This window comes from Mycobacterium marseillense, assembly GCF_010731675.1.
Classification (GTDB): Bacteria; Actinomycetota; Actinomycetes; order Mycobacteriales; family Mycobacteriaceae; genus Mycobacterium; species Mycobacterium marseillense.
The window spans coordinates 651,675-662,862 of the sequence record NZ_AP022584.1; the positions used below are offsets into that span (position 1 = coordinate 651,675).

At 65.9% G+C, this 11,188-nt stretch carries 5 protein-coding genes; all 5 read left to right on the top strand.

What is annotated here, in order from left to right; translation table 11 throughout:
- Positions 1–385: 385 nt before the first annotated feature.
- From pks2 to G6N26_RS02920, 5 genes are read left to right on the top strand one after another with little or no spacing between them, the layout of a single operon-like run.
- Positions 386–6,748 (top strand): sulfolipid-1 biosynthesis phthioceranic/hydroxyphthioceranic acid synthase, encoded by a 6,363-nt coding sequence (gene pks2, locus G6N26_RS02900; RefSeq protein WP_083018777.1) that lies wholly within the window; start codon positions 386–388, stop codon positions 6,746–6,748.
- A 54-nt stretch (positions 6,749–6,802) separates the two neighbouring features.
- Positions 6,803–8,080: a cytochrome P450 gene (locus tag G6N26_RS02905; RefSeq protein WP_083018779.1), complete on the top strand. Its 1,278-nt coding sequence runs from the start codon at positions 6,803–6,805 to the stop codon at positions 8,078–8,080.
- A complete protein-coding gene (locus tag G6N26_RS02910) occupies positions 8,062–8,400 on the top strand; it encodes a hemophore-related protein (RefSeq protein WP_067172332.1) in 339 nt (112 codons plus the stop codon). The genes G6N26_RS02905 and G6N26_RS02910 overlap by 19 nt, the downstream gene beginning before the upstream one ends.
- Positions 8,401–8,416: 16 nt before the next feature.
- Positions 8,417–9,184 (top strand): siderophore-interacting protein, encoded by a 768-nt coding sequence (locus G6N26_RS02915; RefSeq protein WP_083018781.1) that lies wholly within the window; start codon positions 8,417–8,419, stop codon positions 9,182–9,184.
- A gap of 2 nt (positions 9,185–9,186) precedes the next feature.
- Positions 9,187–10,926, top strand: a complete 1,740-nt coding sequence (locus tag G6N26_RS02920; protein WP_083018783.1) for an AMP-binding protein — start codon at positions 9,187–9,189, stop codon at positions 10,924–10,926.
- Positions 10,927–11,188 lie beyond the last annotated feature (262 nt).

Consider the following 11,188-nt stretch of genomic DNA (forward strand, 5'->3'; position numbering starts at 1 on the left):
CCGGGTCGTCACGTAAGGGCGAATCCCGCAGGTCAACGAAAACCACTGTCGCAGAATCTAATCCGTGCAATCTAGCTCATTTTCGGCTGCGTAATTTACTGTCCCCGCCGCAGCCACCACTCTGTGGGCCCGCGTCTACCACTCTATGTGCGGGTTCTGACTACGCTACCGACTTGATAAGCCTGACAACAGGATTGAAACCCACGACGCTCAGGGGCATGCACTTCGTCGAGGCCTTCCGGGCCCAGCTCTAGCGCGCCCGGTCAGAAGCAGCGAGTGCACCGATCCGTTCGGCTCATGTCAAACCGAAATTTGGAGGACTGGTGAGTATCACCCCGTTCGACCACGACACCGACGGCACCCGCGCGACTGATGAGGAGGCGAAATGACGGCCCACTTGATCGACGACGCTATGCAGCGCTCGCCTTCGACCGATTCTTCCGCCCCGATCGCCAGCACGCCTGTCACTCCTATTGCTGTGATCGGGATGGCGTGCCGGCTCCCCGGGGCCATCGACTCCCCGGAGCAGTTGTGGGACGCGTTGTTGCGCGGTGACGACCTGGTTACCGAAATTCCGGCCGACCGCTGGGACGCCGACGAATACTACGATCCCGAGCCGGGTGTGCCGGGCCGGTCCGTATCGCGGTGGGGCGCATTCATCGACGACGTCGCCGGGTTCGATCCCGAGTTCTTCGGGATCAACGAGCGGGAGGCGATCGCGATGGATCCGCAGCACCGGTTGCTTTTGGAGACCTCGTGGGAGGCCATGGAACACGCCGGTCTCACGCGGGAACGAATCGCCGACTCGTTGACCGGTGTGTTCATGGGATTGACCCACGGCGACTACCAGTTACTGGCCGCCGACACCCACTCCGTGGAAGGGGCGTACGGCTTTTCCGGCAGCAACTTCAGCCTGGCTTCCGGGCGCATCGCCTACGCCCTGGGTGTCCACGGTCCCGCATTGACGGTGGACACCGCGTGTTCGTCCGGTCTGACCGCGATCCACCTGGCCTGCCGCAGCCTGCACGAGGGCGAAAGCGACCTTGCCCTGGCGGGGGGCGCCACGCTGGCGTTGGATCCGCGGAAGTTCGCCGCGGGGTCGGCCGAGGGCATGCTGTCGCCGACCGGACGCTGCCACGCCTTTGACGTCGCGGCCGACGGGTTCGTGGGCGGCGAGGGCAGCGTCATGCTGCTACTCAAACGGCTGTCCGACGCGCTACGAGATGGTGATCGGATTCTGGCTGTGGTGCGCGGGACCGCCGCCAACCAGGACGGTCATACGGTGAATATCGCGACACCGTCGAAGACCGCGCAGACCGCGGTGTATCGGGCGGCGTTAGCCGCCGCGGGTGTGGATGCCCGCACGGTCGGCATGGTCGAGGCCCACGGGCCCGGCACCCCGGTGGGGGACCCGATCGAATACGCCAGCCTGGCCGACGTCTACGGCGTCGACGGCCGCTGCGCGCTGGCGTCCGTGAAGACCAACTTCGGCCATGCGCAGGCGGCTTCCGGAGCACTCGGACTGATGAAGGCGATCCTCGCGCTGCAGCATGGTGTGGTTCCCCAGAATCTGCACTTCACCCGACTGCCCGATAACCTCGCCCAGATCGATACCAAACTGTTTGTGCCGCAAGAGAATACACCGTGGGTCACCAACGGTCATCACCCGCGCAGGGCGGCGGTCTCCTCGTATGGGCTGTCGGGAACCAACGTGCACGCCATCGTGGAACAAGCGCCCGAAGAGGAACTGAAAGCCGCTGTGCCCGAATCCATCTCGGCTGAATCGTCGACGACGGTACCGCTGATTTTCCCACTGTCGTCCACCTCGGCGGACGAGCTCCGCCGCACCGCCAGGCGGTTGGCCGACTGGGTGCGAGCCCATGATGACCTGGCGTTGCCCGACCTGGCTTACACCCTGGCGCGCCGGCGCGTGCACCGCCCGGTACGCACCGCGGTCATCGCGGGTGACCAACCCCAGCTCATCGAGGCACTGCGCGATATCGCCGACGGTGATAACCCGTATCCGGCCGCGGTCGGACAGGACGACCGGGGACCGGTATGGGTGTTCTCCGGGCAGGGTTCGCAATGGGCGGCGATGGGCGCGGACCTGCTGATGGCCGAACCCGTGTTTGCCGCCACCGTCGCGCAAGCCGAGCCGCTGATCGCCCGGGAGTCCGGGTTCTCGGTGACCGCGGCGATGTCGGCGCCGCAGACCGTGACCGGTCAGGACCGCGTCCAGCCGACCCTGTTCGCCATGCAGGTCGCGCTGGCCGCCACGATGAAAGCCTATGGAGTGCGTCCGGGTGCGGTCATCGGGCACTCCCTCGGCGAGGCCGCGGCAGCGGTCGTCGCGGGTGCGATATCGCTGGAAGACGGGGTGCGTGTCATCTGCCGCCGCTCGCGGCTGATGTCTCGCGTCGCAGGTGCCGGAGCCACGGCCTCGGTGGAATTGCCAGCCCAGCAAGTGCTTTCGGAACTGACGGCACGCGGCATCAACGACGTCGTGGTGGCTGTGGTGGCCTCGCCGCAGTCCACGGTGATTGCCGGCGCCGCGCAAACGGTTCGCGATCTGGTCGCGGGCTGGGAGCAGCGTGATGTGATGGCCCGCGAGGTCCCCACCGACGTCGCCTTCCATTCGCCTCAAGTCGATCCGATCATGGACGAGCTGACCGAGATACTCGCAGAGATCAGCCCGATGACGCCGGGCGTTCCCTTCTACTCGGCGACCCTGTTCGACCCGCGCGAACAGCCGGTGTGCGATGCCCGCTACTGGACGAACAATATGCGCCGTATGGTGCGGTTCGCGACGGCCGTGCAGGCCGCGTTGGAGGACGGCTACCGGGTCTTCGCCGAGCTGGCGCCACACCCGCTTCTGATCCGCGCGCTCGAGCAGACCGCCCGCGGTCGCGAGATGCCGATGGCCGCTCTGGCCGGTATGCGCCGCGCGCAAGCGCTTCCGCACGGGCTGCGCGGCTTTGTGGCGGATCTACACAGTGCGGGCGCCGCGGTCGATTTCTCCGTGCTCTACCCGAATGGTCGGCTGCTGGACGCGCCGCTGCCGACCTGGACGCACCGCCGGCTGTGGCTGAGCGGCGACGGTCAGGAATCCCCGGGCCATGGTGGTAGCACCGTGTCGGTACATCCACTGCTGGGCTCGCACGTGCACCTGCAGGAGGAACCGGAGCGCCACCTCTGGCAAGGTGAGGTCGGCACCGCCGCCCAGCCGTGGCTCGCCGACCACCAGATCCGCAATGCGGTTGTGCTGCCGGGAGCCGCGTACTGCGAGATGGCGCTAGCGGCGGCGCGTATCGTGCTGGGCGACACGGCGGAAATTCGTGACGTCCGCTTCGAGCAGGCCCTCCTGCTAGACGAACGGACCACGATCGACGCCTCGGCGTCGTTGTCATCGCCGGACGCCGCCGACTTCACCGTGGAGTCACATCAGGGCGGCGAACCGGCGCGGCACGCCGCGGCAATCCTGCATGCCGCCGAGGACGAGCAGCCACCCGCGTACGACATATCCGCGCTACTCGCCGCGCATGCGAGTCGCGATGACGGCGCCGCGGTGCGCACGTGCATGGACCGACGTGGCGTTCAGTACGGTCCCGCGTTCTGCGGTCTTGGCGCCGTCCACACCGGCGGGGACGCGACGGGCACCGTCCTGGCCGAGGTCGCGCTGCCCCGCCAAATCCGTTCGCAACAAGCCGCTTACGGTGTGCACCCGGCACTGCTGGATGCCTGTTTTCAGTCCGTTGAAGCTCATCCGGACGTCCAGGCCCTGGGCGAAGGCGCGCTCGGATTGGTATTGGGGATCCGTCGACTCCGCGCCTACAGCGCTGCCCGCAACGTCCACTATTGCTACACACGGGTGACCAAAGCCGACACCTCCGGGGTCGAGGCCGACATCGACCTGCTCGACGAGCACGGGGCGGTCGTGCTCACCGTGCAGGGGCTGCGAGTCGGCGCCAGCGCATCCGAGAGCGGCGCCAAAGATCGCGTGATGGGCGAACGGCTGTTGGCCATCGAATGGCGCCAACGAGAATTGCCCGAGCTGGACCACACCGACGCCGGAAGCTGGCTGCTGATCGGCACCACCACCACCGCCGATGTGGCGGCCAGCACATTGGCCGACGCCCTGAAAAGCCATGGTGTGCAGTGCACCACGATGTACTGGCCCCAGCAGGCTGACCACACCTCAAACGCCGAACAGCTGGGAAACCGTTTGCGCGCCGGTGAATTCGCCGGCGTGGTGATCCTCACCGGACCCAAAAACGGCGACGCTGACGAGGGGAGTATGCAGCTGGGCCGGGACTATGTGCAACATCTGGTGCGCATTGCCCGCGAGTTGGCGGACCTGCCGGGCGAACCGCCGCGCTTGTATGTCCTGACCCGTAACGCCCAAACCGTGGTGTCCAACGACGTGGCCAACCTCGAGCAGGCCGGGCTGCGCGGCCTGGTCCGGGTAATCGGCATGGAGCACCCACACCTGGGCGCCAGCCAGGTCGACGTGGACGAGGCCACCGACGCCGACCAGCTGGCACGCCAACTGCTCGCCGGGCTGGAGGAGGACGAGACCGCCTGGCGAAATGGGGTGTGGTATGCCGCGCGGTTGTGCCCCGCTCCACTGCTCCCCGAGGAGCGGCAAACCGCCGTCGCCAACCGCGAGCGTGACGGGATGCGTCTGCAGATCCGTAGGCCCGGTGACCTGGAGTCACTCGAACTCGTTGCCTGCGATCGCGTTCCGCCGGGACCGGGACAGATCGAGGTCGCGGTCAGCGCGTCCAGCATCAACTTCGCCGACGTGCTCGTCGCGTTCGGCCGTTACCCCGCCTTCGAGGGGCGGCTACCGCAGCTGGGCACCGACTTCGCCGGCGTCGTGACCGCCGTCGGGCCAGACGTGACCGACCACAAGGTGGGCGATCATGTCGGGGGACTGAGCGCCAACGGCTGTTGGGGCACCTTCCTCACCTGCGACGCGCGCCTGGCTGTCACACTGCCGGCCGGCCTGGCCGACGGCCGGGCGGCCGCGGTGACCACCGCGCACGCCACCGCCTATTACGGCCTGCACGAGCTGGCCCGAATCAACGCCGGTGACCGGGTGCTGATCCACTCGGCGACCGGTGGGGTCGGACAGGCGGCAATCGCCATCGCCCGGGCCGCGGAGGCCGAGATCTTCGCCACGGCCGGCAGCGAGCAACGCCGACAATTACTGCGCGAGATGGGCATCGAGCACGTTTACGACTCCCGAAGCGTCGAGTTCGCCGACCTGATACGCCGGGACACCGATGGTTATGGCGTGGACATCGTGCTCAACTCGGTCGTCGGCGCCGGCCAGCGCGCGGGCGTCGAATTGCTCGCGTTCGGCGGACGATTCGTCGAGATCGGCAAACGCGACATCTACGGCGACACCCGGCTGGGACTCTTCCCGTTCCGGCGCAACCTGACGTTCTACGCCCTCGACCTGGCATTGATGTCATTCAGCCATCCGGACAGGCTGCGAGACTTGCTGGACACGGTCTACCGGCTGACCGCGGACGGCGCGTTGCCGATGCCGGAAAGCACGCACTACCCACTTGCCGACGCCGCCACCGCTATTCGGGTGATGAGCGGCGCGCAGCACACCGGCAAACTCGTGCTCGATATCGCGCACACCGGCCGCAGCCGCGTGGTGGTGCCGCCGACGCAGGTCGAAGTCTTCCGCAGCGACGGCGCTTACATCGTTACCGGTGGACTGGGCGGCCTGGGGCTGTTTTTGGCCGAGAAGATGGCTTCTCCTGGTTCGGGGGCCGGCTGCGGACGCATCGTGTTGTCCTCGCGCTCGCAACCGACGCCGGCGGCGCTGGAAATGATCGAGCGCCTCCGCGCGCTCGGTGCCGACGTCGTGGTGGAGTGCGGCGACGTAGCGGAGGCCGGCACGGCGCGACGGTTGGTGGCCACGGCGACGGCCACCGGACTTCCGGTGCGCGGTGTGCTGCATCTGGCGGCCGTGATCGAGGATGCCACACTGGCCAACATCACCGACGAGCTCATCGAGCACGACTGGGCGCCAAAGGTTTACGGTGCATGGAATCTGCACACGGCCACCGCCGAGCAGCCGTTGGACTGGTTCTGCTCGTTCTCCTCGGCCGCCGCGCTGGTGGGGTCGCCTGGACAGGGTGCCTATGCCGCGGCCAACAGCTGGCTGGACGCATTCACCCGCTGGCGCCGGGCCCGGGGTTTGCCAGCCACCGCGATCGCCTGGGGTGCCTGGGCGCAGATAGGACGCGCCAGCGCCCTGGCCGAAGGCGCCGACGAGGCCATAGCTCCCGACGAAGGCGCGTACGCGTTCGAAGCGCTACTGCGCCACGACCGCGCCTGCACCGGCTATGCCCCGATAACGGGCACGCCGTGGTTGACCGCTTTCGCCCAACGCAGCCCCTTCGCCGAGGCGTTCCGCTCTAACGGGCAAAGCGCAACGGGCACAAGCAAACTGCGTGCCGAGCTCGACGAGCTGGCACCGGACGAGTGGCCTACCCGGCTGCGGCGCCTGATCTCCGACCAGGTCAGCCTGATCCTGCGCCGCAACGTCGATCCCGACCGTCCGCTGTCCGAGTACGGCCTCGACTCGCTGGGCGGCCTCGAACTACTTACTCGCATCCAGACCGAAACGGGCGTACGCGTGACGCCCGCCGACATCGCCTCCATCGGCACCATTCGCGGTCTGGCCGAACTGCTGTGCGGAAAGCTGGCGCCCGCGGGCGTCGCCTGAGGCTGAAAGTCGAACCATGATAGCTGACGTGAATTGCACTGCGAGGGAAACGAAATGAGCGGATCTGAGAAACTCGACTTCTTCACCGACAAGTCGATCGTCGACGACCCCTATGACTACTACGACGCGATCCGTCGCTGCCCGGTATGGCGTGAACCGGCCCACGGCGTGGTGATGGTCTCGGGATACGACGAAGCCCTCGCGGTGCAACGCGACACCGACCATGCCCTATCGGTATGCAATATCGTCAGCGGACCATGGTCGGGGATTCCGGCCAAAACCGGCAGCGATGACATCTCGGATCTGATCGAGCGGCACCGCCAGCGGGTGACGTTCGGCGATTACTTCATCACCTTTGATCCGCCGAAGCACACCGCGCATCGCTCGCTGTTGAGCCGGTTGTTCACGCCGAAGCAGCTCAAGAACAACGAGGACTTCCTGTGGCGCCTTGCCGACGAGCAACTCAACCGCTTCGTCGCGAAGGGCAAGTGCGAGATCGTCATTGACTACAATTTCCCGTTCACGCTCGACGCGATCACCGACCTGCTGGACGTACCCGACGCTGACCGGGAGCGATTCCGCCATGCCGCGATAGCCAGCAGGCTTGACGGCGACCGTAGCGGCTTCGTGGGCGTGAAAGAGGAGTGGTTCGTCGAGTACGTCGAAGAACGGCGGCGCAATCCGCGCGACGACGTCCTCACCGAGCTTGCGCTGGCAAAGTTTCCCGACGGCACGACGCCCGAAGCGATCGATGTCGCCCGCGTTGCCACGTTCATGTTCGCCGCCGGCCACGGCACGACCATCGACCTGCTGAGTCTCTCGATGCTCACGCTGGCGGAGCGACCGGACTTGCAAGAGCAACTGCGCAAGGACAACTCGAAGATCCCCGCCTTCATCGAGGAGATGCTGCGCATCGAAAGCCCGATCAAATCGAACTTCCGCTTGGCGCGGCGCACCACCAGGATCGGCGACCTCGATGTGCCGGCCGGTACCAGCGTCCTGGTGATGAACGGCGCGGCAAACCGCGATCCACGGCGGTTCGACGAGCCCAACGAGTTCCGCCTCGACCGCCCGAACATCTTGCATCACATGGCGTTCGGCCGAGGTATTCACACGTGCCCCGGCGCCCCGATCGCCCGCGCCGAAGTGCGGGTGAGCTTGGAACGCATTCTTAACCGAATGGCCGACATTCGGCTGTCAGAGGCCGAGCACGGCCCGGCGGGCGCTCGCCGGCTCAAATGGGACAGCACCCTGTTGTTCCGGCGCCTCAAGGAATTACACCTCGAGTTCACTCCGGTTCAGGAGGTGTCCGAATGCCCATACAATCGTTGACCACATTGGCTGTCGGGGCGTGCGGCATGGCGTTGTGGATGACCGCTGGGTCCGGGCTCGCGTCGGCCGATCGGGATCTCAGTCCGTTTGTCAACACAACCTGCAATTACGGACAGGTGATATCGGCGCTGCAGGCGTCAGATCCCCAAGCGGCCGCACAATTCAACTCTTCGCCGGAGAGCGTCTCCTTCTTGCGTCAGTTCCTTGCCTCCCCGCCGAGCCAACGCCAGCAGATGGCCGAGCTGCTGGCGAGCCAGCCGGGGGCGGACGAGCAGTTCGGACTTGTCCAGCGCGTCTTCAGCACCTGCAACAACTACTGAGCGGTCGGAGTTCTTCATGGCTACCCTCATCGAAGGTTTTCCGCTCATCAGCACGCTGCGCGACGCAGTGTTCCTCTCGGCAACGCTCAGCGAGATCGAAAGGCTGACACCAAGAATGCGTCGCATTCGGTTCAGCGGCCCGCGACTCCGCGGACTGACGTGGACGCCCGGTCAGCATGTCCGGCTGCAGGTCGAGAGTCTGCGTGAAGCGGTTCTACGGCTGCACCCATACCCCGTGCTGCGCACGTATTCCATCTACGACGCCGACCCCGACCTCGGCGCGCTCGATATCGTGATGGTCGACCACGACGGCGGCCGGCAGGGCATGACACCCGCCAGGCGCTGGGCGATGGCCACCGCTATCGGCGATGGCGTCCACTTCACCCGTCCGCAGGGCAAATTCGTCATCCGCGACGACGCGCCCTATCACGTGTTCGCCGGCGAAGAAACCGCGTCGGTCGCGTTCGCCGCGATGCTTCGATCTATGCGGCCGACCGCGGAGGTGTACGGAGTGATCGAGGCCGCGACCGACACCGACCACCTTCCCTTGAGCGCACCCCTAATCCGGGTCGAGCGCGGCGGCGCCCCAGCCGCGAATTCTGCCGTGCTCGCCGACGCCCTACGCAGCCTTCCGCTGCCCGACTATCCCGGCACCGCCTACCTCGCCGGCGAGGCCCGCACCATACAAACCTTACGCAAGATACTGACCACCGAACGTGGCTGGGACCGACGCCAGATACGCACCAAACCCTTCTGGACCCCCGGTCGCGCCGGCATGGAGTAATCATGGTTGAGACGTCTATTTCGAACCTGCTGTGCGAACGCGCCAGCCTGCAGCCCAATGACACGGCGTTCACCTTCATCGATTACGAGCAGGACTGGAACGGGATTGCGGAAAGTCTGACGTGGGCTCAGCTGCATCGGCGAACGGTGAACCTGGCACGGCGACTACGCAATTGCGGGTCAACGGGTGACCGCGCCGTCATCATGGCCCCGCAGGGGCTGGATTACATCGTGGCGTTTCTCGGTGCATTGCAGGCGGGTCAGATAGCGGTTCCGCTTTCAGTGCCGCTCGGTGGCGTCAGCGACGAGCGCGTCAGCTCGGTGCTGCGCGACGCATCGCCGACGGTCGTTCTCACCACGTCCCCTGAAGCGGAAACCGTTGCGGAGTACGTCCAGTCGGAATCCGGCGGGGCCATTCCATCGCTGGTTGAGGTCGACCTGCTCGACCTGGACGCGCGGACAGGATCCGGGGCCGGCAGCGAAAATGACCGAGATCTGGCGTATTTGCAATACACGTCCGGGTCGACCCGCCGACCGGCCGGGGTCATGGTCTCGCATCGGAATCTACTGGCCAATTTCGGGCAGATCATGTCCGACTTCTGCGCGGAGCACGGGGGCGTCGCTCCACCGGACACGACCATTGTGTCGTGGCTGCCGCTTTATCACGATATGGGTTTGATTCTGGGAGTGTGCGCGCCGGTGCTGGGCGGAATCCGCACGGTGCTGATGAGTCCGGTGTCGTTCCTGCAGCGGCCGGCCCGGTGGATGCGGTTGCTGGCCAAGGAAAGTCACGCGTTTTCGGCGGCGCCGAACTTCGCTTTCGAGTTGGCGGCACGCAAAACATCAGACGAGGACCTGGCCGGACTGGACCTGCGCGAGGTGCTGGTCATCCTCAACGGTAGTGAACGCGTGCATCCCGCGACGCTGCGGCGCTTCACCGACCGGTTCGCGCGGTTCAATCTCCCCGACGACGCGGTACGGCCGAGCTATGGGCTCGCAGAGGCGACGGTCTACGCGTTGAGCCGCACACCGGCGCAACCACCCAAAATCGCCCACTTCGACTCCGAGAAGATGGCCACCGGCACCGCGGAACGCTGCGAAAGTGCGACCGGCACACCGCTGGTCAGTTACGGGGTGCCGCGGTCACCGACGATTCGTGTCGTTGATCCCGACACCAGGATTGAGTGCCCCCAGGGAACGGTCGGTGAGATCTGGGTGCATGGTGACAACGTCGCCATGGGCTATTGGCACAAGCCACAAGAGACCGAGCGGACGTTCGGCGATCGGCTCGTCGTCCCGTCGGCCGGCACCCCCGAAGCGCCGTGGTTGCGCACCGGGGACTCGGGATTCTTCTTCGAGGGCGAGCTGTTCATCATCGGCCGCATCAAGGACCTGCTGATCGTCTACGGGCGTAACCACTCGCCCGACGACATCGAAGCGACGGTCCAGGAGATCACCCGGGGTCGGTGCGCGGCGATAGCGGTCCCGCATAAGGACATGGAAAAGCTCGTCGTGATCGTCGAAGTCAAGGACAAGACCGCGTCCCACAGAGAGGGGGCGGACAAGCTCGCCGTAGTCGAGCGGGAAGTCACCTCTGCGGTCTCCAACTCGCACGGCGTCGGCGTGGCGGATCTGGTTGTGGTGGCACCCGGATCGATACCGATCACCACAAGCGGCAAGGTGCGGCGATCGGCGTGCGTGGAGCAGTATCGGCAAGGTCAGTTTGCCCGGTTGAACGCGTAGGCGTCCTGCGGGGCAGGTTTCGCCGGGGATTGCGGCTGTGTCGTCCGTCGCCGCCGATCGAGACTGAAGTTGAAATTCATGTTCAGCGGGCTAGTTCGGTTACGCCCGTGATTCTGCGTCGTTTTTCCGGGTTGCTCGATTCCAAGTTCTTCCCACCGGGCGCCAGCAGAATAGGTTGCTGCCCTGACGATGCCAGAGATAGGTGTCAAGGTCACCCAAGCTGGCGTGGGACACAAATTTCCATGTGGGAAAATTAGGTGGA

Excerpts from the sequence above, each read along its gene's own strand:
- G6N26_RS02910 (WP_067172332.1), top strand. The coding sequence starts at position 8,062 with ATGCCCATACAATCGTTGACCACATTGGCTGTCGGGGCGTGCGGCATG.
- G6N26_RS02920 (WP_083018783.1), top strand. The coding sequence starts at position 9,187 with ATGGTTGAGACGTCTATTTCGAACCTGCTGTGCGAACGCGCCAGCCTG.
- pks2 (WP_083018777.1), top strand. The coding sequence starts at position 386 with ATGACGGCCCACTTGATCGACGACGCTATGCAGCGCTCGCCTTCGACC.
- G6N26_RS02915 (WP_083018781.1), top strand. The coding sequence starts at position 8,417 with ATGGCTACCCTCATCGAAGGTTTTCCGCTCATCAGCACGCTGCGCGAC.
- G6N26_RS02905 (WP_083018779.1), top strand. The coding sequence starts at position 6,803 with ATGAGCGGATCTGAGAAACTCGACTTCTTCACCGACAAGTCGATCGTC.